At 40.4% G+C, this 23296-nt stretch carries 22 protein-coding genes and 3 riboswitches; of the genes, 12 read left to right on the top strand and 10 right to left on the bottom strand.

Features of this window, described 5'->3' with window-relative positions; genetic code table 11:
* Positions 1 to 43: 43 nt before the first annotated feature.
* The 3 genes from LPB68_RS09760 to LPB68_RS09750 all read right to left on the bottom strand — a co-directional run bounded on the left by LPB68_RS09760 (position 44) and on the right by LPB68_RS09750 (position 3752).
* Positions 44 to 1789, bottom strand: coding sequence for a glycoside hydrolase family 13 protein (locus tag LPB68_RS09760; RefSeq protein ID WP_068659961.1), 1746 nt, complete (start codon positions 1787 to 1789; stop codon positions 44 to 46).
* Positions 1790 to 2016: 227 nt separating this feature from the next.
* On the bottom strand, positions 2017 to 2970 hold the full coding sequence (locus LPB68_RS09755; protein ID WP_068659959.1) for an L-lactate dehydrogenase: 954 nt from the start codon (positions 2968 to 2970) through the stop codon (positions 2017 to 2019).
* Between the two features lie 293 nt (positions 2971 to 3263).
* Positions 3264 to 3752, bottom strand: coding sequence for a CcdC family protein (locus tag LPB68_RS09750; protein ID WP_068659957.1), 489 nt, complete (start codon positions 3750 to 3752; stop codon positions 3264 to 3266).
* Between the two features lie 337 nt (positions 3753 to 4089).
* Between LPB68_RS09750 and LPB68_RS09745 the strand changes: the two genes are divergently transcribed.
* Entirely contained in the window at positions 4090 to 4512 is a 423-nt protein-coding gene (locus LPB68_RS09745; RefSeq protein WP_068659955.1) for an RrF2 family transcriptional regulator, read from the top strand.
* A gap of 205 nt (positions 4513 to 4717) precedes the next feature.
* Positions 4718 to 6232: an arabinosylfuranosidase ArfA gene (arfA, locus tag LPB68_RS09740; RefSeq protein WP_068659954.1), complete on the top strand. Its 1515-nt coding sequence runs from the start codon at positions 4718 to 4720 to the stop codon at positions 6230 to 6232.
* Between the two features lie 126 nt (positions 6233 to 6358).
* Here arfA and LPB68_RS09735 read toward each other — a convergent pair whose 3' ends face one another.
* Positions 6359 to 7285: an ArsR/SmtB family transcription factor gene (locus LPB68_RS09735; protein WP_068659952.1), complete on the bottom strand. Its 927-nt coding sequence runs from the start codon at positions 7283 to 7285 to the stop codon at positions 6359 to 6361.
* Between the two features lie 324 nt (positions 7286 to 7609).
* Between LPB68_RS09735 and LPB68_RS09730 the strand changes: the two genes are divergently transcribed.
* The 4 genes from LPB68_RS09730 to LPB68_RS09715 all read left to right on the top strand — a co-directional run bounded on the left by LPB68_RS09730 (position 7610) and on the right by LPB68_RS09715 (position 10940).
* Positions 7610 to 8722 (top strand): sulfate ABC transporter substrate-binding protein, encoded by a 1113-nt coding sequence (locus LPB68_RS09730; protein ID WP_068659950.1) that lies wholly within the window; start codon positions 7610 to 7612, stop codon positions 8720 to 8722.
* Positions 8723 to 8778: 56 nt separating this feature from the next.
* On the top strand, positions 8779 to 9612 hold the full coding sequence (cysT, locus tag LPB68_RS09725) for a sulfate ABC transporter permease subunit CysT (RefSeq protein WP_068659948.1): 834 nt from the start codon (positions 8779 to 8781) through the stop codon (positions 9610 to 9612).
* A 48-nt stretch (positions 9613 to 9660) separates the two neighbouring features.
* Positions 9661 to 10524 (top strand): sulfate ABC transporter permease subunit CysW, encoded by an 864-nt coding sequence (cysW, locus tag LPB68_RS09720; RefSeq protein WP_068659947.1) that lies wholly within the window; start codon positions 9661 to 9663, stop codon positions 10522 to 10524.
* 185 nt (positions 10525 to 10709) lie between these two features.
* Complete coding sequence (locus tag LPB68_RS09715) at positions 10710 to 10940, top strand: YezD family protein (RefSeq protein WP_068659945.1); 231 nt, start codon at positions 10710 to 10712, stop codon at positions 10938 to 10940.
* 163 nt (positions 10941 to 11103) lie between these two features.
* Here the strand turns inward: LPB68_RS09715 and LPB68_RS09710 are convergent, their stop codons facing one another.
* Positions 11104 to 12045 carry a hypothetical protein gene (locus LPB68_RS09710; protein WP_082865772.1) on the bottom strand — a complete coding sequence of 314 codons (942 nt, stop codon included), beginning with the start codon at positions 12043 to 12045 and terminating at the stop codon, positions 11104 to 11106.
* 92 nt (positions 12046 to 12137) lie between these two features.
* The gene (locus LPB68_RS09705; RefSeq protein WP_068659943.1) at positions 12138 to 12446 is read right to left on the bottom strand and encodes a hypothetical protein; all 309 of its coding nucleotides are present in this window, start codon (positions 12444 to 12446) and stop codon (positions 12138 to 12140) included.
* A 269-nt stretch (positions 12447 to 12715) separates the two neighbouring features.
* Here LPB68_RS09705 and LPB68_RS09700 point away from each other — a divergent pair, with 269 nt between their 5' ends.
* The 3 genes from LPB68_RS09700 to LPB68_RS09690 all read left to right on the top strand — a co-directional run bounded on the left by LPB68_RS09700 (position 12716) and on the right by LPB68_RS09690 (position 14210).
* On the top strand, positions 12716 to 13354 hold the full coding sequence (locus LPB68_RS09700) for an NAD(P)-dependent oxidoreductase (RefSeq protein ID WP_257786629.1): 639 nt from the start codon (positions 12716 to 12718) through the stop codon (positions 13352 to 13354).
* Positions 13355 to 13533: 179 nt separating this feature from the next.
* Positions 13534 to 13734 carry a hypothetical protein gene (locus tag LPB68_RS09695; protein WP_068659942.1) on the top strand — a complete coding sequence of 67 codons (201 nt, stop codon included), beginning with the start codon at positions 13534 to 13536 and terminating at the stop codon, positions 13732 to 13734.
* 179 nt (positions 13735 to 13913) lie between these two features.
* Positions 13914 to 14210 (top strand): antibiotic biosynthesis monooxygenase family protein, encoded by a 297-nt coding sequence (locus LPB68_RS09690; protein WP_068659940.1) that lies wholly within the window; start codon positions 13914 to 13916, stop codon positions 14208 to 14210.
* 57 nt (positions 14211 to 14267) lie between these two features.
* On the opposite strand, the gene serS is transcribed toward LPB68_RS09690, so the two are convergent.
* Positions 14268 to 15545 carry a serine--tRNA ligase gene (gene serS / locus LPB68_RS09685; protein ID WP_068659939.1) on the bottom strand — a complete coding sequence of 426 codons (1278 nt, stop codon included), beginning with the start codon at positions 15543 to 15545 and terminating at the stop codon, positions 14268 to 14270.
* A gap of 486 nt (positions 15546 to 16031) precedes the next feature.
* Here serS and ssuE point away from each other — a divergent pair, with 486 nt between their 5' ends.
* Entirely contained in the window at positions 16032 to 16601 is a 570-nt protein-coding gene (gene ssuE, locus LPB68_RS09680; protein WP_068659937.1) for an NADPH-dependent FMN reductase, read from the top strand.
* Positions 16602 to 16696: 95 nt separating this feature from the next.
* On the opposite strand, the gene LPB68_RS09675 is transcribed toward ssuE, so the two are convergent.
* From LPB68_RS09675 to LPB68_RS09665, 3 genes are read right to left on the bottom strand one after another with little or no spacing between them, the layout of a single operon-like run.
* Positions 16697 to 17353: a deoxynucleoside kinase gene (locus LPB68_RS09675; RefSeq protein WP_068659935.1), complete on the bottom strand. Its 657-nt coding sequence runs from the start codon at positions 17351 to 17353 to the stop codon at positions 16697 to 16699.
* A 25-nt stretch (positions 17354 to 17378) separates the two neighbouring features.
* The gene (gene nrdG / locus LPB68_RS09670; protein WP_068659933.1) at positions 17379 to 17885 is read right to left on the bottom strand and encodes an anaerobic ribonucleoside-triphosphate reductase activating protein; all 507 of its coding nucleotides are present in this window, start codon (positions 17883 to 17885) and stop codon (positions 17379 to 17381) included.
* Positions 17882 to 19849, bottom strand: a complete 1968-nt coding sequence (locus tag LPB68_RS09665; protein WP_099458710.1) for an anaerobic ribonucleoside triphosphate reductase — start codon at positions 19847 to 19849, stop codon at positions 17882 to 17884. Before LPB68_RS09665 ends, nrdG begins: the two co-directional genes overlap by 4 nt.
* A gap of 46 nt (positions 19850 to 19895) precedes the next feature.
* Positions 19896 to 20156, bottom strand: a riboswitch (cobalamin riboswitch).
* Between the two features lie 343 nt (positions 20157 to 20499).
* On the opposite strand from LPB68_RS09665, the gene LPB68_RS09660 reads away from it, so the two are divergent.
* Both LPB68_RS09660 and LPB68_RS09655 read left to right on the top strand, forming a co-directional pair.
* Entirely contained in the window at positions 20500 to 20802 is a 303-nt protein-coding gene (locus tag LPB68_RS09660; RefSeq protein WP_068659930.1) for an MTH1187 family thiamine-binding protein, read from the top strand.
* 658 nt (positions 20803 to 21460) lie between these two features.
* Positions 21461 to 22354 (top strand): hypothetical protein, encoded by an 894-nt coding sequence (locus tag LPB68_RS09655; RefSeq protein WP_068659928.1) that lies wholly within the window; start codon positions 21461 to 21463, stop codon positions 22352 to 22354.
* 364 nt (positions 22355 to 22718) lie between these two features.
* Positions 22719 to 22916: riboswitch (cyclic di-AMP (ydaO/yuaA leader) on the top strand.
* A gap of 84 nt (positions 22917 to 23000) precedes the next feature.
* Positions 23001 to 23183: riboswitch (cyclic di-AMP (ydaO/yuaA leader) on the top strand.
* The last annotated feature ends 113 nt before the right edge of the window (positions 23184 to 23296 follow it).

Here is a 23296-nt window from a genome sequence, read left to right as displayed (position 1 = left end):
AATGCCCTCTTCTTATTTGTTATTTGCTAATCTTGGTAACGGATTAACGAATAGCTTTTAAGATGATAGACTCATAAGGAAGTAATTTGACGTTCAAAGACCCATTCTTAAAGGCATAGGTCTTGCTTGAGTGTACATCCATGAACTGAGTATCCTCGATATCGATTTTAATTGATTGGGCTTTACTATCGTTATTCATCAGAATAACAAACTTCTCTTGATCATCTTCACGAGCATAGGCTAGCGTTGTTTGACCTGCTTCAGATGCAAGGAAAGTGAATTTACCAGTACGAAGTGCACGATGGTCTAGGCGAAGCTTAATCAATTCTTGATAGAATTTGAAAAGTTCTTGATCCTGTTTCTTAGGATCCCATTCCATACATTTCCGGCAATCGGGATCTTGCCCACCGGTTATACCTACTTCATCACCGTAGTAAATACATGGTGTTCCACTAAAGGTAAGCATGAATGTTGTAGCTAGCTTCATTTTGCGTTGATCATCTTTACACAATGTAATTAAGCGTGCCGTATCATGACTGTCGAGTAAGTTAAATGTCACTTCATTCGCTTGTTGCGGATAGCGAGCAAGTTGTTTACCGATAGCATGTGAGAATCCTTCTGCATCGGTAGAACCTTCTACGAAAAAGTCTAGCGTGGCATTGGTGAATGGGTAATTCATGACAGCATCAAATTGATCACCTTGTAACCAATTTGACGATTCATGCCATATTTCACCCAGGATATAAGCATCAGGTTTGGTTTTCTTCACAACTTGGCGGAACTCTCTCCAGAATTGATGATCTACTTCATTGGCTACGTCTAATCTCCAACCATCGATTCCAATATCTTTGATCCAATATTCTGCTACCTTGAGAAGATAAGCTTTGACCTCAGGATTCTCAGTATTAAGCTTAGGCATCAAGGGTTCGAAGGCGAAGGTTTCGTAAGTTGGAATCCCATTCTCGACTGTGATCGGGAACTTGTTCACATGGAACCAATCTTTGTAGCGAGATTGTTCTCCGTTCTTCTGTACATCCACGAATGGGGCAAAAGTTCTACCAGAATGATTGAATACGGCATCCAAGAGTACGCGTATTCCACGTTCATGGCAGATTGACACTAATTTCTTCAATAATTCAGCGTCCCCGAATTGAGGATCAATCTGTAAGTAATCCTCTGTATCGTATTTGTGGTTTGTTGTCGCCGTGAACAATGGTGTGAAATAAATGGCGTTAATTCCTAAATTGCTTAGGTGGTCGATATGATCGATTACACCCTGTAAATCGCCCCCGAAGAAGTTCTCTCTTTCAGGTTTTCCACCCCATGGAAGTGTTCCTTTAGGGTCGAGACTAGCATCCCCATTAGCAAATCTCTCCGGGAATATTTGATAGAACACGGCATCCTTGACCCATTCAGGTGTTGTAAATACATCAACTTGATTGATATATGGGAAGTCAAAAAGACGATCTGGATTTTCAGGAGGCTCATTTAAAAATGTATACTCTGTCATCCATAACTTTTCTTTTCCCTTTTGCAAAATAAAACCATACTTTAAGCGGCGATGTGGGGGGATGACTTCGCATTCCCAATAATCGAACAATTCATCAGATGACATAATCGTCATTGGGATATATGTCAATGTTTGTTCCCAAGCATATTTATCACCAGTCATGGCCTGAATCGAATCAATGTCGTCTCGCTTTGTGCGAATTCTAATGTGTATGGTGCGTTCATCGTAAGCATAACACCAGTTTTGTTTCGGTCGATGATATATAGCTTCTAATAACATAGTAATCTCCTCCTGTGGGCGCCATAAAAAAGGTACAACATCAGACTATAAATCAGTCGAGGTTGTACCTTTGGGTATGGGTAACATTGCCTTTTAATTGTATTATTATTTTGAGATCAATATAATATCTATTTCGAATATACCATATATTTCATTGATTATACAAGGAGACGAGCATCATAAATGTTAATTTCTACGGGATCAATGAGTGGTTATCAACTTGCACATTAAACTTCTGCTAGACCTTCAATATTGCTGCGGATAATATTACATGAGGCATTAAATAGACGCATCTCCTCATCATTTAAATTTAATTCAATTAATTCTTGAATGCCTTCACTACCAATAATGGCAGGGACGCCAATGCAGATATCGGATTGGCCATACTCTCCGTCCAGAACAGCTGATACGGCAATGATTTTGTGGTCATCGTTTAAGATGGAGCGAGTAATATAAGCAATTGCACTGCCAATACCGAAATGAGTTGAACCTTTGCGAGTGAAAATTTCCCAACCTGCATCTTTAGTTTTGCGTGCGATATCGGCAAGATCTAATTGTTGAAATCTTTCGCGATGTTGCGACAGGATATGAAGGATTGGTTTTCCACCTATCGTAACATGTGACCAAGCCACGAATTGTGATTCACCATGTTCGCCCATGGCGTAACCATTAACACTACGCGGATCAATAGAGAATACCTCGGATAATAAAGTCTTAAGACGTGAAGAATCAATAGAAGTCCCTGTACCAATAACCTTATGACGAGGGAAACCTGAAGTTTTCCATACCATATAAGTAACGATGTCTACAGGATTAGCTGCAATGACAAAGACACCATCGAATCCACTCTCTAGTATTGGTGTGACAATCTCCTTTGTAATGATTTGTGCATCTTCTAGTACATCTAAACGTGACTGTCCTGGCTTAGGATTAGCTCCTGCCGTGATGATAATAACGTCCATAGGGCCGCAGTCTGCATAAGTTCCTGCATAGACTTTAGTTCGTGTATGTGTGAAATCCATGCAATGTGAGAGGTCAAGGGCTTGTGCTAATGCACGATCATACGTACGGTCAACCATCATAATCTCATCAGATATGGATTGGTTAATCATTGAATAGGCACAGCTTGAACCTACCATGCCCGATCCGATAATAGCTACTTTTCGTGATTTCACCTTCATGATCCATTTCTCCTTACCTAGTTATCTAGTATATAGTATATAAATATGATCTTTATGTGATATAAAATAACGTGATTATTGAATTTATTTGTTCTTGATTGGCTATTGTAATCGTGTGATATGTTTTATTACATATATATTACATTATTATGGTGGAATTGTAATTACAAAATTTCCCTCCCTATGCCAAAGATGTGAAAGTGAGAGTTTGCGGATTTACGTCAGTAAATAACATCAAAAACCGTCCATAAATAATAATGGATGGTTTCTAATTAATTGGGTCTATTTAATTGCTAAAGGAGATTGGCTTGGGTCATTGCTTTATATTCTTTGAACATAAATATTCGCCAACGTACAATCATCCCAAAAGCTAATATGAAGAATATCGCTCCGGTCTGTGGAATGGAGATATATTGTTCAATAACTTGGTGTAGTAGCATACGGACTACAAGCATCCCGAGCAAGATAAAGACAAAACTCCGAGTACGATCAGCATAGATTTGACCATCTATAATCTTGAAATGAGTGCTACGAATCAGTGGATAGGAGAATAGAAACCAACCGACAACTAGCGCAATGGCAGCCCACCATAGAGGGATATGCGTAAAAGGGGCAACGAACATAAGAAAGCCTGTAGACATTCCAAAAGGAGGAATGATAATTTTTTTAATTGTCACAGGTGAACTACTAGCTTTGAATCGGATGAAAATAGCAAGTAACGCTATAACAACAGTTCCAATAGTAGTTCCAAGTTGAAGTAATGAGGGACTGATTTGTAACATGTTAAGCACCCCTCTCCATATTTCAAATATAAGTATGTATATTATAGCACACGAATGTCTACTTTCAATTTGAAGTGTTTTTTTGATTAAATAAAAAAACGTTTTCAAATTGAATTTTTCGTACTATAATGGAAATTGTAAACCCTTTCATATGTCTAGTCTATTTGGGGCCCTTTCTTTGGAAAGGGCTCACTTTTTATGGAACTTTATAATATGTTAGAGTTTGTCGTGAGTAGTAAAGCTCATATTCCCATATATTATGGACAGTATAAATCATCTGTTAACTTGACAAATATAACTGTTATGCATATATTTACAGATGAGAGGGAGCGATGAAATGAATAGTGAATTTAATATTGCCGTCCATTGTTTAACCCTTCTTAGCTTAAAGAAAGACCACATGGCTAATAGTGATGAAATTGCTAAGAGTGTATGTACTCATCCAGCGCGTGTACGTAAAGTGCTCGGTTTACTTCGCAAGCAAGGATATGTGATAACGAAGGAAGGCGTTGGCGGCGGATATATGTTAAACATTAACAGCTCTGAGGTAACTCTGGGTGATCTGTATCGTCTGCTAGCTCGTGGTTCACTACAACCGAGTTGGTGTTCTGGAGGAGGAGAATCTCCTTGTGTAGTCTCCGACCGTATTCAAGATATTATGGACCGAATATATGGTGGTGGAGAATTGGCATTAGAACGTCATTACGATAATATTACGTTATTGGATGTGACAAGGGATATTCAAGCGGAAACCAAATGATGGATTTGAAAATCGAACTTAGTCATGCCCTGCACAGATAAGTGGGGCTATTTTTGTAACTACAATAATACATATGGAATAGAAATTTGGAAGCGCTTTATTGTTCGTTGACAAATAGAATGACGTGACGGTATATTAATAGCATAATACAAATACGAATTAAATAGTAAATATATTAATATTTGAATGAGAAGGGAAGTTACTTATGAGTACAAAACTTCGTGCTAAGATGGTTATTGACAAAGATTTTCAAATTGCACGTGTGGACAATCGTATCTATGGATCCTTCATAGAGCACTTAGGACGTGCAGTCTATGGTGGAATCTACGAGCCAGAGCATCCACTCGCCAATGAACAGGGATTTCGTAAAGATGTTATCGAACTGGTGAAAGAGCTTCAAGTGCCGATTATTCGGTATCCTGGTGGAAATATGGTGTCTGCTTACAATTGGGAAGATGGGGTGGGTCCAAAGAGTGAGCGCCCGAAACGTCTGGAGTTAGCTTGGCGTACGATTGAAGATAATCAAGTGGGAACTAATGAATTTATGGACTGGGGTAAGGCAGTTGGTGCAGATGTAATGATGGCTGTGAACCTTGGAACTCGCGGTATTGATGCTGCACGTAATTTAGTTGAATATTGTAACCATCCAAGTGGATCATATTACAGCGATCTTCGTCGGAAGCATGGATATGAGCAACCCCATCGAATCAAGACTTGGTGTCTAGGTAATGAGATGGATGGTCCTTGGCAGGTCGGTCACAAGACAGCGGAAGAATATGGTCGTTTAGCAGTAGAGACAGCGAAAGCTATGCGCCTCGTGGATTCCTCTATTGAACTTGTCTCATGTGGTAGTTCCAACACAATGATGCCAACATTCCCGGAATGGGAAGCAACAACATTGACTCATACGTATGATGCAGTAGACTTTGTATCTCTACACCAATACCATGGAAATGCCGAGAACGATTCCCCGAATTTCTTAGCTAAAAGCATGGAGACTGACCATTTCATTCGGACGATTATTTCAACATGTGATTATATTAAAGCGAAGAAACGTAGTAAGAAAACGATGTTCCTCAGTTTTGATGAATGGAATGTATGGTATCATTCTAATGAATCGGACACGAAGATTGATCCGTGGTCTGTGGCACCTCCGCAGTTGGAAGATGTATATAATTTCGAGGATGCTCTATTAGTAGGTAGTATGTTAATTACGTTCCTTAAGTACGCCGATCGTGTCAAAATGGCTTGCTTAGCACAACTTGTGAATGTCATTGCACCTATTATGACTGAGAATAATGGTCGTTCTTGGAAGCAGACAATATTTTATCCTTATATGCACACTTCCGTATTCGGACGGGGAATCGCATTGCAGACGGTCAACTCTTCTCCTAAATATGACAGTAAGGATTACACGGATGTACCCTATTTAGATTCTACTGCTGTATTTAATGATGAAGAAGAGAGTGTAACGGTATTTGCGGTGAATCGTCATCTCGAGGAATCATTGATTCTGAACGCGGATGTTCGTAGTTTCGAAGGCTACAGAATCGTGGAACATATCGTCCTTGAGAATGATGGTGATCTCAAAGCCGTGAATACTGCGGATCACGAAGCTGTAAAACCACATCATCAAGGGCAGTCGAAGCTAGATGAAGGTATGCTTGAAGTGGTTCTTCCGAAGGCTTCGTGGAATGTTATTCGTCTAGCCAAAAATTAATTAAATTCCTAATTCACTTATTATATAAAAGAATAGATAATGTAGACAAAGAAGCAGGCTGTTCCTAATAAAGGAATAGCCTGCTTCTTTGTCCAAACGTAAATGGATATGTTATAGGGGAATATTCTATGACTTAGCCTGTTGCGTTTCTTGTGTGTAAAAGAGCTTGAATAGTATATCTTGATTGTAGTTGCCAAATCCTGTACCGAATAGTGTGGCGCCACCAATATGTTGAGCATCATTTAGAACTGCAATACGGAAGGTCCATTGTTTATGTTCGATTGATAGTTGATCCAGATTCACGTTAGAAATGTGGTGACCATCCATGAAGGTTCCTTCCTGTGTAATTCGAAGTCTCTTTAGGAGACCATATTGGTTTACAACGCTTGGCCACCAAGAGGGTGTATATTTACCAGGCTTATCGCCGAAATCACCAGGGCTTGTCCAAGTTCCAAGATGGATATCATTTAGATAAAAGGAGAGGTCTGAGGGCCAATTATCATTAGTAAAAGGTGCCTCCGAAGATATCTCCATTGAAATTTCCAGTTCTTCTGGTCTTTGACTAGAGAGCAGGAAGTTAGGGACTTTGTATTCGATGAAGCCTTGTCCGAACCACAATATTCTAGCGTGGACGCGTTCAGCATCCCAGAAATAACGAGGTTCATCGAATTCGCCTATGATATGGTCTATAGTAGCTAGACCGCAAGTAGGTACAATATCGAAATCTGTATAATGTCCCACAGGTACTTCCGTCTGGTGAAATTCACGTACCTGGTCTTGTGCAACAGGCATTGTTATTTCTATTTTGTCTGCAGCGATAGAGCAGATCTTTTGCACACCACCTTTACCGGGGACCATTCGTGTGGAGATTAATTTAGCTTTCTCTAGTTTTTTTACATGCATCGTCATAATAGCACTACTAAGTCCAAGTGCTTCTGCTAATTCTCGAATATTCATAGGTTGTTTGGCTAACAATTGAATCATATTTAATCTAACCTGACTTGCCAAGGCTTCGTAGACAGGTAGTGAACTCTCTGAGATATCTAGTTCCATGTGAATCAATAACCCCCATTGTTCTAACGTGATTGATTAACAAATATATAAACATTATACACTGATAAATACTGGGATAACAATCAGGATAAAAAAAGGTTTGACACTTCGTCATGGGCTCATTACAATAGCACTATACCTTACTAAACAGGTAGGAATAATAAAATAAATTTTCTTACCGTACAGACGGAGGAAAACACTCTCAAAGCTGCAGGCACGGTCATATGCGACTGGACTGACAGCATCGATAGATGTGTTTCCTTCGTCTATTTTTTTATTCCTATTTGGATCAAGGTAGAATTGAAAATTCAGGAGTGATTAATGATGAGGAAAACGTTGAAACAAGGGGTTCTATTGGGATTAGTATTACTAATGAGTGCTATGATGGCCGCATGTGGAAATAATGCAACAGCGAATGAGAAAACAGCCACACCAGCGGCTAATGACACAACAAAGACAGTAAAAGAAGCAGAGCAAGATATAGAACCAGCAAAACTAGAGGATGTTGAACTTTTGAATGTATCTTATGATCCAACACGTGAACTTTATGAAAGTTACAATAAAGCATTTGCTACTTATTGGGAGAAAGAAAAGGGACAGAAGGTTACAATCAAGCAATCACATGGGGGTTCAGGTAAACAGAGTAGAGCTGTTATTGATGGCTTAGAGGCCGATGTGGTCACATTAGCACTTGGGTATGATATTGATGCGCTTCAAAAAGATGGACTGATTAATGAAGGTTGGGAAGGCGAGTTTGAACTTAATAGTTCTCCTTATACATCAACCATCGTGTTCTTAGTGAAAAAAGGAAATCCTAAAGGCATTAATGAGTGGTCGGATTTAATCAAGGATGATGTTGAAGTGATAACGCCGAATCCGAAAACTTCAGGTGGAGCACGTTGGAACTATCTTGCAGCATGGGGATATGCTCTGCGTGAGAATGGAAACGATGAGGCCAAAGCGCAACAATTCGTCAAGGATCTATTCTCGCATGTTCCTGTGTTAGATACAGGTGCACGTGGATCAACAACGACTTTTGTAGAACGTGGTATCGGTGATGTGTTACTTGCATGGGAGAATGAAGCTATTCTGTCAATAAAGGAACTGGGGCCAGATAAGTTTGATATCGTATACCCTACGTTAAGTATTCTGGCGGAACCTCCCGTTGCTATCGTTGATAAAGTGGTTGATAAGCGAGGAACACAAGAAGTGGCAGAAGCTTACTTACAATATTTATACACGGAAGAAGGACAGACGATTGCTGCAGAGAATTACTACCGTCCAACACTTGATAGTGTGAAAGAGAAATTTAAGGATAACTTCCCTAATGTTGAATTATTTACTTTAGCTGATGTGTTTGGAACATGGAAAGAAACACAGGAGAAGCACTTCAATGACGGAGGAATATTTGATCAAATATATGTACCTGGCAAATAGATTGATTGAGCTGATCGACTTCCAAAGGTCGAAGGCGAGGAAAGGAACATTAGGATATGAGTCAAGTTAAAAGTATCCAACAAAAGGTCATACCCGGGTTTGGGTTGACTATGGGATTTAGTGTCTTTTATCTTAGTGTGGTAGTCCTTATTCCACTAGCGGCATTACTCTTTAATTCTACAGGGCTTACTTGGGTTAAGTTCTGGGAGGTGGCGACTGATCCGCGCGTACTAGCATCTTATCGGGTCAGTTTCACAACTTCAGCAGTTGCTGCATTACTAGATACGATCCTTGGATTGCTACTAGCTTGGGTATTAGTACGTTATAAATTTCCTGGTAAAGCCGTGTTTGATGCTCTGATTGATCTACCCTTCGCACTGCCAACAGCAGTAGCAGGTGTATCCCTAACGGCTCTATACTCACAGAATGGATGGATTGGTTCTTTTCTAGAACCTTTAGGGATAAAGGTAGCTTTTTCGCCCATTGGAATTACTTTGGCTCTCATGTTTATTGGGATACCGTTCGTTGTACGTACGGTGCAACCTGTGCTGGAAGATATGGATCGAGATGCTGAAGAGGCAGCTGCGACACTAGGAGCAGGGCGTTTACGCACATTTTGTAAAGTGATATTACCGAGTTTACTACCACCGCTTCTGACAGGTTTCGCTCTAGCTTTTGCACGTGGGATAGGAGAGTACGGTTCAGTTGTGTTTATCTCTGGTAATATGCCTATGAGGACAGAGATTGCTCCATTGCTGATCATGTCAAAGCTCGAACAATATGATTATGCTGGTGCAACGGCGGTCGCTATGCTCTTATTGATTATTTCGTTCTTTTTATTATTTATGATTAATTCGTTACAACGCTGGGTGCGTCGGACCTCGCGCTAATCAAGAGGAAAATTGCAACCACTACTTTAATCAAAGGAGGATGGAGCAATGGTGGAATTGGAACCTGTAATAGCAGCACCTAGCGCAAAAGGAATCACCTCCCCGGCAACAACCGAAGCAGGATGGGTTAAATGGTTTCTGATCATTTTAGCGGGATTGGTCATGTTGTGGTTAATTGTACTACCACTTGTTATTGTTCTAACAGAAGCTTTGAAGAAGGGCTGGGTTGTCTATGCGGCAGCACTTACCGACCCAGATGCTATGTCTGCCTTAAAACTTACATTAATTGTTGCGCTAATAACGGTACCATTGAACACGGTATTTGGTGTGGTCGCCGCATGGGCAGTAACGAAGTTTAAATTCCGCGGTAAAGGATTATTAATTACATTGATTGATCTTCCGTTTGCCGTTTCTCCCGTAATTGGAGGACTTATCTTTGTCTTAGTATTTGGTGCACATGGTTGGTTCGGTCCGTGGCTTAGTGCTCATGATATTAAAATTATATTTGCAGTACCAGGTATTGTTCTAGCAACACTCTTTATTACCTTTCCCTTCGTCGCTAGAGAGCTGATCCCACTCATGGAAGACCAGGGTCAACAGGAAGAGGAGGCTGCAGTCACTTTGGGTGCACGTGGTTGGACAATCTTTTTCAAAGTAACGTTGCCTAATATTAAATGGGGACTACTATACGGGATTATTCTGTGTAATGCCAGGGCGATGGGTGAGTTTGGAGCTGTCTCGGTTGTATCCGGACATATCCGCGGAGAAACGAATACGCTGCCGCTACATGTTGAGATTTTGTACAATGAATATCAATTCTCGGCCTCATTTGCCGTCGCATCATTATTGCTATTATTGGCTATGGTTACGCTGTTATTAAAAAGTTGGTTTACTCACAAAAATGCTCATTGACAGCACTTTCCAGTTCGTGCTAAAGTTAATTCACAGTAATTTGGTTGGATAACAGAGGATTAAGCGAAATTAAAGCGAAACGATTTATATGGAATCAATTTCATAATTACGTAAACTAAGCTGAAAAAGCGATTATGAAATTGATTCATGGATAGTAGTTTTCTAACCTGGGAGGGGGCGACACTATGGCAAAACCACTTCAAGTGGATGAGATATGGCTGGGACGTATTGCGGAACTCTTGAATGATATGGAATTCGGTTCACTACAGATTGTAGTGCATGAAGGACAGATCGTACAGATGGAACGAACAGAGCGGAAGCGTTTCGAGAATAAGCCTACAGGGATCGTCAAGACTAGTTCTGTTCCTCGTTCAGGTTCACGACAACTTAAGGAAACTAGATCTCATTCAAGATAATCAATTTCATAATTACGTCAACCTAGCTGCTTAGGCGATTATGAAATTGATTCGGATAATTACAATTAAAAACCCCACTGTTAAGTACGAATGCTTCTTAGTTACAGAAGCATATGTACAACAGTGGGGTTATTTATGTGTTAGGGTCCATTGGTGAGAAATCCTATTTATTCATCCCTTTAGAACGTGATGGTAATGGTGGCACATCGTTATCATATGCTTTTGATCGTAATTGGTTTAATTCTTCTGCTGTTAATGATGGGATAGCCTCCGATACAAGATCGCGACCGGCATAAGGACGATCCTTACGTGATCGTTGTGTGTTAAGACTGAAGCCTGCAAGATAGAGAATCCCTTGTGTCGCTAAAATATAGATTGCCCAATTCAGACCTAGCATATGGAATAGCGCTACGATAGAAATGAATACATACAGAATGGTATAGATAAAATGAACCGGTTTTCGCTGGGTATACATGAGCACGATGTACAGGGAAGCTGTTGCAATAAGGCAAGAGATCAGGCGAGCCCATACATTAACGATATCCCAAGGCGATGAATCCCAGGTTGGTAGTCCTGAAAGAGTATATGTGAGTTGATAAACCCACATTAGAATAGACGCAATGGCAATGAAAGGAAATGCGGGCTTTAACAATAACCAAAAGCTGAAACCCCAAGTTCGGTGGTCCCATTTGCGTAACAGCGTACTTTGTTCCTTGATTCGTCGATTGACCTCGCGTACCCAAGATTTGTAAAGGTTCGCTAAACGAGGTTGATCTCGTTCTTTAATGTAAGCATTCATCTGCTCGTGAAGATCACTCGTAAGTAGTGGTGCAGCTTTACATTCCTCCAACAGAAATATCAGATGACTTATATCCTCAAGACTGGTTTCTTCTCGTTCTAACATTTCCCCGAGAGGTCCAGTAACACGGCTATAGAGCAAAAGAGATTGCTGTAATCTTTCTAATTGCTCTTTCCCTGCCATTCTTAGTTGAAGAGCTGTTCTTATATACATCCATACAAATAGAATAACGGCTAGACCAGCCGCTATGGTGCCTTCAATAGAACTGGAGAAGGCATTAGTGATATCCTGTAACATAAGGGACAACTTAATTCCCCCTTCATTAATCTTCCTCCACTATTGCACATGAGCGTTAATATTACAAGGTAATCGGCTCATAAGACAAGTAGCGTAATATCCTAATAACGAGGTTTATTATTGGACCCAGCAAGGGCTTCAAATAAAAGTACGATTGCAGTAATTGCATGCATAATCCATCCTAGAATAGGAATGATGCCTATAATAGAGGTTATAACCCCTAACCCATTACCAATAATGGATCTTCGATCTTTCAAGAGAAAGATAATTGCCGCGATATGCAGGAGGAATGCAACACCTAAAGGCAACCAACCCTGAGCGAGAATATACGTACCACCGATCACTGGAATAGCGAAAAAAGCTTCCATAGCAAATGTAATCCATTTCAAAAGCTTTGATATATTAGACATAAGCGGCACCTACCTTAGTTTTAGATTTGTATAGAATCATTTTCATAATCGCCTGTGCAGCTTAGTTTGCGTAATTATGAAATTGATTCAATATAAGAAGACCTAAACTTCTTATTCTAATATATACCCTATTCCCAACTATTTGTGAATATTAACAATGAATGAATAAGGTGTAACAACTAGTTCAAGGTGTTAAGATAACATGATGAATCATAAAAGATAGATGATGCTTTGTAAGATCTGAATAATATTGAAAGAAGGAATCTGTTGTGAATGAAAAGGTAGTGCTGTTCGGAGCAAATGGGAAGATAGGGCAACTTATTATGAAAGAAGCACTTGATCGTGGATATAGAGTAACCGCAGTAGTGCGAGATCGACTTAAGTTAACGGAGTTGTATGAGAATCTAAATGTTGTAGAAGGAAACATCATGGATGTGGCTGCTGTAGCTGCTATTTGTGAAGGGCATGATGCTGTCATTAGTGCTTTCGGTCCTGTGCCTGGAGCAGAAGAGGAATTAGTAACAGTAGCACATTCTCTTGTTGATGGTGTGCGTCGTTCAGGTGTGTCTAGACTTCTTATAGTTGGTGAGGCTGGTGGTCTCAGGAATGCAGCTGGCATTCAATGGATGGACACGGATGAATACCCTGTGGACAAAAAAGCACTAGCTAACGCTCATTTGCTAGCTTATGAAATTTACAGTAATTCTGACCTGGATTGGACGTATTGTAGTCCTGCTGCTCATATTACTGCCGGACGTCGCACGGGACAATTCAGAATTGGAATGGACATGATGATACTCGATGCAGGTGATAGAAGTGCTATCTCTGGAGAAGATTATGCAGTGGCTATGATTGATGAACTGGAAGATCCTTATTTCGTACGTGCTCGATTTACTATTGCCTACTAAATGATACGAATATCCTCTCACGATAAACGATTATATGTTTAACTTGAGAAGTATTCGTGTTATAATGTAAGCGTAACCAATATTATTATAGCAGGCAAACCTTGCTGTATCCCTTCAGTAATCGCGAATGGATTTGTTAAGGCAGGGAACGCTTGCAACCATTCGGGAGGTCGAAATTTATGTATGAAGGATTTATTGAGATGCAACAGGTTGTCACTCGAGTTCAGTATTCAAGAGACGAGGGACTGAATCAAGAACAGTATCGTAAAATTGAGTTCGGATCTGAGCGTAACAATCTGCATACACCAGAACTAACAGGTTCTAAACATCAGGGAATCTTTTCTGGAACACCCAAGGTAAGAAGATGGTGGAGAAATTAATGGTAGGTCTGTAGTGTCTAATCATATATAGTGTAAGTGAATAATGTAAAAGGCTATTCACCATAATTGACTTATGGAGAATAGCCTCTTTAAGTTTAAGTTAACCGTTGCTAGTAAGATATGACTACATGTAATATGTAATTAAACATTTAGAAGTTATAAAGGTGGGTTACTACGAAATGATACTTGAATCAGCTGTTTTGTATGTAAAGGAAGGGTTAGCAGAAGATTTCGAACATAGCTTTCGACAAGCTTCTAAGATTATTTCTGGTATGAAGGGTTACATTCATCATGAATTGCAGAAATGTATGGAGCAAGATAACAAGTACATTTTGCTAGTCCGTTGGGAGACTCTTGAAGACCATACGATAGGTTTTAGAGAATCTGCGGAATATCAGGAATGGAAGAGTCTATTGCATCATTACTACGATCCATTTCCAGTAGTAGAGCATTATGTTGAGATTGATCTAAATTAGAAAAACAGCTTCTTCTGACTTGAAAAAGTCTAAAGAAGCTGTTTTTATAAAAAAATATCAGAAACTAAGGCTATCCATTCCCTTCATATAAGGACGCAATGCCTTAGGTATATAGATGGAACCATCGGATTGTTGATGATTCTCTAGAAGTGGAATCAGAATGCGTGGTGTTGCCACAGCTGTGTTGTTTAGTGTATGGCAGTATTGTAGCTTCCCGTCATGATCCCTGTATCTAATGTTTGAACGACGCGCTTGGAAGTCCAGGACATTTGAAGAGGAATGCGTCTCTCCATACGCCTGACGGCTGGGCATCCATGTCTCGATATCATATTGCTTATACGTCTTTTGCGACATGTCTCCTGTACAGACTGCCATGACTCGATAAGGAAGTTCGAGTAATTGGAGAATTTCCTCCGCATGACTTGTAATCTCCTGTAATATTCGATCTGACACCTCGTTGTTATTCTCGCAAAGAACGACTTGTTCTACTTTCGCAAATTGATGCACTCGATATAGGCCGCGAACATCTCGGCCGGCTGATCCAATTTCTTTACGGTAGCATGCTGACACGCCAGCAAGTCTGATAGGTTCAGTCACATTGACAATCTCATCGCTGTAATACGAGACCAACGAGACCTCAGATGTTCCAACTAGCCACTTATCTTCCCCGATGACTTCGAAAGTCTGATCTTGCCCTGTTGGGAAGAACCCTGTTCTTGTGAGTGCTTCCGGTCGAACCATCACGGGAACGTCCATAGCCGTGAATCCATACGAAGTAAGTAGATCGAGAGCTAAGCGTTGTACGGCTAAATGTAAGTACAGGCCGTTGCCCTTGAGGTAATAGTTCCGGCTACCTGCAGTCTTCACGCCACGGGGGATATCAATGAGATCATGGATTTCTCCTAGCCGTACATGATCTAATGCTACGAAATCGAACACAGGAGGAGTTCCGACCTGTCGAACCTCTACATTGTCATGATCATCGTTACCTACAGGCGTATCGGGTGATACGATATTAGGGATCAACATCATGAGGTTGTCGCATTGTTGTGTGGCGTGAGTTAATTCAACCTCAGTCACTGATAACCGTTTGTTGATGTCTTTTACTTGTGCTTTAAGAGGTTCAGCATCCTGATTATGTCCTTGTTGCAGAGATGTTGCGATGGTGTGTGTCAACTGGTTACGCTTAGCTCTCAAATCTTCTGTTTGTTTCAAAAGATCCCGTCTTTTCTGATCCCATTTCAATAAATCACTGACTGAGAGTTCCATTCTTTTCTGTTCAGCGATTCTTTGTACCAAGTCCGGATTGTCCCGGATAAATCGGATGTCCAACATATCTCACGAGCTCCTTTGTCTGAAAAAATACAAAAAACGCCCTCATCCTTTGGGACGAGGAGCGTCTGCTCGCGGTGCCACCCAACTTGATCGAATCTGTCTAAGACAGTCTTCGATCCGCTTGGTTCCGCGATAACGGACGGATGCCGGTTAACTTAGGGAGAGGGGTTACCTGCTCCGGTCGCCAACGCCTCACAGTTGGATTCTGATCATTGGCGTAATTTCACTGTTTAATTCTTTGTCAACGAGTATAGCGTATACGAAGTATAAGTGCAACATATACGTAAATCGATTCAGTATAAGGCATTTTGGAATGCAAGAGACTGAGCTCTTTCTCTACTTTGGTGTAGTAAATATAAGAATGGTTGTGTTAAGACAAGCTAAGTTATAATAAATTGACAATGCTTATAATGCTTGGTACCATAAATTAAACAAAGTATTATTGTCGGAATTATGTATTTATTAATATGAAAAGGAGATTGAGACATGGCTAAAATTGTTGTAATTAACGGAAATCCTTCTCTTACTTCAAGACTTCAAGCTGTCATTGAATACTTAGAGAAGATTCTTTCTGATTCTGGAATTGAAGTGAGTCGAATCGATGTGGCTAAGCTACCCCCAGAAGATCTCATTCATACCAAATTTGAAAGTGAACCTATTGTCAAAGCTAACGGATTATTAGCAGAAGCTGATGCTGTTATTGTAGCAAGTCCAGTGTATAAGGCGTCATATACGGGCGTACTCAAGACCTTCTTGGATTTGGTTCCGCAAAAAGGCTTTGCAGGAAAAATCACGTTACCTCTGTTTATTGGAGGAAGTATGGCGCATCTACTCGCAATCGATTATGCTCTAAAGCCTGTGTTGTCTGCACTTGGAGCGAGATATATACTTGGTGGGGTCTACACAGTTGACTCACAGGTTGTTCGTAAGGAAGATGGAGGAATGGAGATAGCGGAAGAGTTGAAGTTACGATTAAATGCCGCTCTCGAGGAATTGGTCAGTGAAACTAGACTAAGAAGTGAAATGAAGCAACAAAACAATCAATTGAAGTTATAATTGAAATCATGATGTTGTCATATAATAGGCTAAATATAAATAACGGAGTGGAATCTGATAACAGACTCGACTCCGTTTTTGTGGATTGAGAGGTTTTACTCCATTAATTCTAGAAGCTTCTGATCAATTTTTGATAATACATATTGTCGATCAATGGGGCTCTTCTCGAAATCAAGTCCATCTACATTAATCGTAAGGACGGGTGAGGAATTATATTGATTGAAGTATTCTCTATAATAATAATTAAGTCTTTCCCAATAGGAATGTTCCACAATTTGTTCATAATCGCGTCCTCGTTGTATTATACGTTGAATCGCTTCATCAACAGAAATCTCTAAGTAAATCATCAGTTTGGGAGCTTGGCAATGCTCAATCATATTCTCAAACAGGTTCACATACAAATTGAATTCTTCGCTCGACATTTCACCATTATCATAAAGCATTCGTGCAAATATTAGATCTCCATAAATTGAACGATCTAATACAGCATTGTTGATTTTCGCTGCTTCTTTTATATGACGAAATCGTTGATTCAGGAAAAATATTTGTAAGCTAAAGCTATACCTTTCACGATCATGATAAAATTTATCTAATAGCGGATTATCGACTACAGGCTCTTCAAAAGTTGTTAAACCCCGCTCATCTGCTAATATTTTCATTAATGTTGTTTTTCCTGCGCCGACTACGGCATCTACTACGATCATATCCCATCGACCCTTCTGTATGTTAATAAAATGTTTCGAGAAGTCCATAATGGCCACTCATTCCTTATCATAATTAGGTAGTTAACTCTACAGCATCGTTATATCTTATGCTAGACTGAATATCTATAATCCGCTGATTGGAACTTCCACGATAGGGAAGACTGGTGTTTTTTAAAGATTCAATGAAAGGACCGTCGATCACAACTTGGCATTTCATAAGCAGACGGTATTCAGCTGAATCCACGGAGACGATGAGATCCTCGTAGATATAACCAGTATAGATCCACACAGAGAAGTTAGGGATAGCGGCACGAACATTATCAATGAAATCAGCAGCCTCATCGGCTGAGAAGAAAGGATCTCCTCCAGCAAGTGTCATACCCCCGAGTAACTGATTATTAGCCATTTCAGTGATGATCTCTTGTTGACGCTGTTCCGTAAAAGGTTCTCCGTAGTTAAAATTCCACGTTGCCGGATTGAAGCATCCTGAGCAACGGTGACGACAGCCGCTAAGAAAGATGACGGCCCGCAGGTCATCACCTTCATTAATGGATTCAGGATAGTATCCACAAATATTCATCTATGTTTGACCCGATCTCTTACTTCAGCTTGCTTCGCAGCATTAAATCGTGTCTGATAATCACCTGTTAGATAACCAGTCACTCGCCGTAAGCGATACATAGGCACATCTGTCTCCTTCGTACCACAGATAGGGCAAGTATCTCCAATTATGCCTTCGTAATGGCAAGAACCACATCGATCGATTGGATGGTTAATGCTGAAATAGCTGATGTTCTGGGATAGTGCATACTGAACTATTTTTAGAAAAGCGGTCTGGTTACTACGAACATTTCCATCTAATTCAATATAAGAGATAGCTCCGGCATTACATAATTCATGAAAGGGAGCTTCCAGTGAAATCTTCCGTGCAGCTGGTAGGTTGTAATACACGGGTACGTGGAAAGAGTTAGTGTAGTATTCACGATCTGTGACACCTGGGATAGAGCCGAATACTTCGCGATCCTTCTTGGTGAACTTTCCAGACAGGCCTTCAGCTGGTGTAGCCATTAACGTAATATTAAGATCATGCTCCTCACTCTTCATATCACAGTAGCGACGCATCGATGAGATAAGTTCCAAGGCCGTGGCATATACTTCTTCACTCTCAGCATGATGTTTACCATACATAGCTTTCATACATTCAGCTAGACCGATAAAACCAATGGACAAGCTACCATGCTTCAAACATTCTTCGACGGACTCGTCAGAATCTAGTAGTTCTCCACCTTCCCAGACGCCCTCACGCATCATGAAATCAGATGCTTTAGCAGGTTGCCGAGCTTGGATTTTGTAACGGTGTAATAGACCATTAAGTGCAATATCTAAGAAATGATAGAGATCTCGCTGAAAATCTACTTCATGAGGCACAGTACGGCCATTAACGATACCGTGTTTGATGCCCAACTTCACGAGATTAATGGTATTGAAGGATAAATTACCTTTGCCGGACAAGCGGTTACGACCATGTCGGTCAGCAAGCACACGAGTACGGCAACCCATAGTAGCAAATTCGGTATTGGGATCGGTTGGATCATAATACTGTAAATTGAAAGGAGCATCTAGGTTAGCAAAATTAGGATACAAGCGTTTGGTTGAGCATTCTACGGCCTTCAAGAATAGATCATAGTTCGGGTCTTCTGGTGATTGATTGACGCCACGCTTACATTTGAATATCTGAATGGGGAATACAGGTGTTTCGCCACTTCCCAGTCCGTTCATTGTTGCACTGAGTAGGCTATCAATAATCATTTGGCCCTCAAGCGAGGTGCAGGTACCGTAGTTAATACTGGTGAATGGGATCTGACCTCCAGCCCGACTAGACATCGTATTCAAATTATGTATTAAGCTCTCCGCAGCCTGAAGGCATTCTATCTTAGTCTCCTGTACTGCAAAAGAATATGAACGTGGATGAGAGTTGCATAATGTCAAACTGCCAAGTGTGATGTTATGCTCTTCGAGCGGAAGATTCTCATCAAAGTAGAGTACACCTTTATGAAAATGCTTCGCAAATGACTTAGCGATATATGGAGCTAGATCATGATCTAACTTACTTCCGGAGACTCCGCCATATTGAGAATTCTGTTGACATTGGAATATGATCGCCACGAGAGCCATAGCAGTAGATATAGACTGTGGAGTGCGAACACTACCACTACCCGTACTGAAGCCTCGTGCCAGAAGTTTATCGAATGGGATGAAGATACAGTTCGTGCTACCTACCGCGTATTGATCAAGGTCGTGAACATATAAATCATTATGATCTACGGCAGTCATGAGCTTTTCGGGGACTATGTAATATCTTGCGTACCATTTAGCATATTCACTGCCGAATTTACCTATTTTACCTGAAAAGCTTTCTCCATTCAGATTGGCGTTCTCGCGGAGCATTTCTACATTGAGGCTCTCTGTGATATCATGTCCGAGACCCGATACTTCACGCAACATTTGCTCTTCTTCTTCAGAGACACCACTTCTTGTTTCCATAAGTACCATGAATAAATTCCAACCTTCCTATATCCTCGTAGGATTTGTTATATTGGTCCAACAGGCAGGTCTCCTGACTCTCCAAGTTAACGGCTTCGTTATCTATATGTAGATGATGTCCGTTTATTTAGGCACTAGCGCCTTCCCATAAGTAGTGCTTACAGTGGCATAAGCTTGAGCCTACTTCTCTGCATGATGCAGGTTGATTCTTGGATTACAGTGGCGGGACCGTGATGGATTTGCACCATACTTCCCTTTTAAGACTCGAACTATTACTAGCCGGATCACCTGAATTCACTATATTTAGTATTTCTATATAAATCTAACTCAATATATTGTGTTTGTAAATAAACTAGAATGAAAGAATTCCATGAAAATGAATGAAAAACCTCCGAGACCTACTACAGCTTAGAATAAAAAAAGTAATGAAAATTGTGTGTCTTTATTTTGCGAAATAATTATGAATTCGCTACAATGAATCAGAAACGTAGTAAAATCACAAAACTAAGTTTATGCTTCCGAAGTAGTTTTGGAGAAGCTCAATCAAGAAGTAATTTCATTATCAAAACTTAAGAATATGCTTTCGAAGTAGTTTTGAAGAAGCTGATTCAAGAAGTAATTTCATTATCAAAACTTTTAGGAGGTGTCATATGGCTATTGCAGAAGTAACCGTCATTCCGATCGGAACGCAGACGACAAGTCTAAGTGCTTACGTAGCAGATATGCAACGAGTTCTGAAAGAACAAGAAGGCATAACATATCAGTTAACATCGATGAGTACCATTATAGAAGGTCCCCTTGGTATGGTGTGGAAAGCTATTGCTGCTTTGCATGAATCTCCATTTAGTTCAGGAGCAGAACGAGTATCGACTTCTGTTAAACTAGATGATCGTCGGGATAAGTTGTCATCCAGTGCACAGAAGATACAGTCTGTTCAAGATCGATTAAAGTAATCCCAATCTACCAGGTAATGCGTAGGTCGGGGGTTCAATTTCTTTCATCAGCATCTTTCGTTAGTTTTTCCCGTACTATCAACGTTTGTCACTCGTTGAATGTAGCGGATAGGCTAACGTAATTCCTACACTTTCCTAGCACTAAATTATATGAACGTCAGCGTATAATCTCGGTAAATATGAAGCTTCCTACGGTAATATAGTAGGAGTTTTTTTGTTATGTCGAACGATCAGCGTAAGGGTAAAACGGTTATGCGCAAATTGACCGCCGAGTAACGCAGTAAGGTAGTTATTTCTTTCGGATTAGATCAGGCGTTTGATCTGTTTTATCCTTGTTGATGAAAATCGTCCAAGCACCAATGATGATTTTCCGTGGCTAGAAGAGAAAACCACATAACGGTTTGCCGCTTTAAATGATTTATTACAAATCAAAGGATATCAGGAATATAACTTAATACCACTAAGCAAGTTTTTAGCTTTTCTCAGGATTAATCAGCGTTTTTTCTGCTTCGAAAGATGATCTTACCCCGACTTAAGTCCAGTAGAATATTAGCCTGCGGATGGAGTGTTAATGATTTCCTCTTGTTGTATACTAACATCTATACGTTACCATCAGAAATATCAAAAAATAGTTGTCATAATGGAGGAGTTCCTTAGTATGCACAGAAAACCTAAGTTTTTAAAAGTGATGATAGTAACAGTCGTTTCGCTGGTGATATTGGCTGGATGTACTAATGAGACTGATGAAATGTTCAAGACGGGCATCGGAGAAGTGACAGAAGCCATCGGGGATACAGCTCAGAATATCAGCTCAGATTGGAGTGCGGAATTGAAGAAAGATGGGTTGCAAAAAGAGATATCACTCACACAAGAGGTAGGCTCTGCATCGACCCTGAATATGGATAATGCGGTAGGAAATATTGAAGTTATAGCAGCTACAGATGATAACCTTATCGTGAACGCAACACTCTCATTTCCGAAATCATCATTACGTGAAGCAAAATACCAAGAAATCCTGGATCAAGCTGAAGTCTCGGTCGTGGTACAAGGGGATCAATTGAAGATTGTTACACATCCCCAAGGTAACTCCAAGAAATCTTTGTGGACATGGGCAGAGGATAAATACGGATTCTCAGAGTTCAGCATTGATTATAAGGTAGAGTTACCGGACTCGGTGAATCAATTCGATCTCACAAATAATGTGGGTGAATTGACACTTCGGAATCTAAAAGGGAACTATGATGTTGTAAGTGATGTGGGCACGATCAATATTGAGGGTGCACAGATTCAAGGGGAATCCACTGTACAATCAGATGTCGGTCGAATTCAACTCGGGATTGAACAGATGGAAAGTGATAGCAGTCTCAAGGTGAATACGGAAGTTGGTGGGATTACTACTACACTAGCTGGAACTCTTCAATGTAGCTTGAATGTTGAAAGTGATCTCGGACAAATTACAGGAGTTAATAAAGGTAAAAGCGACATCAATGGAGGTGGGCCATTATTATCGCTCACTTCAGCTGTGGGCTCCATCGCAGTAGAGCGTCCTTAAGTCATCTACGAAAATAAGAACAATTAATTTATGAAATTTTAAGCTTTCTATCATCTCAATTTAAGCGAGAATATATATTCTAAAAGTACCCCCTTTTAGAATATATATTGACACAAGGTTCCGCCGGTTAGTTAACTGGCGGGGCCTATTTTGTTTATAGGGGTAAATCCCAAGAATCATCATAATAATCCAAAAATGAGATATAGAGAGCATGAACAAGCAGGAAGGAGAGAAATATCATTGTAAGCGCCATTATTAACCTGAATGATTGAAATTTCCTTTTAAGAAGGCCTCGAGTCACCTTTACACTAATTTGGGGCGGGTGTATGATTCATATCGAAATACAAATTGTTATTATTTTCAATTCTTAGTTTTGCTGAGTCCCTACCTTTAAGGTGGGGAACGGGGGAACCAAACGTAGCAACCTTTTTTCGGTGTGAGAGTCGAAATTAGGAAGCTACAGGGGTGAATCCTAGATAAGGCTATTAAGCCTTATCTAGGTAGAGCGACTCTCACCGCTCGAATCCGACAGCTAACCTCGTAAGCTTAAGTTTGAGAGAGGAATGATGAATCTTGTGATCGAAACTATCGATCGAAGGGCGCTCAAGCTGCTCTGCGGTTATTAATTGTGATGGATGTTGAAAGAATGTCTTGAACGCTGAATTCTGTGAAATTCAGAAACGGGGGAACCAATCGGAGATGTCTGCTGCGTAAACGCCGGATGTTTCCATGGGGTGAATTTTTCGGCTATTGTATTTCAAAGCCGGGAATAGGGCGACTCTCTCGCCCGAATCCGACAGCTAACCTCGTAAGCGTACAGGGAGAGGCAGCAAACCGCCTTCTGGCTGGTTCGTGGATTTATTTTGTCATGGACTAACAAAGAAGCTCTGGGAAAGCTACTTTTTCGCTGAGCTTCTTTTTTGTTGTCTTTAAACGTATAGG

This window comes from Paenibacillus crassostreae (assembly GCF_001857945.1).
Taxonomy (GTDB): Bacteria; Bacillota; Bacilli; order Paenibacillales; family Paenibacillaceae; genus Paenibacillus_AQ; species Paenibacillus_AQ crassostreae.
The sequence above is the reverse complement of the archived record's forward strand: the minus strand, read 5'-3'. Positions and strand labels throughout refer to the sequence as shown.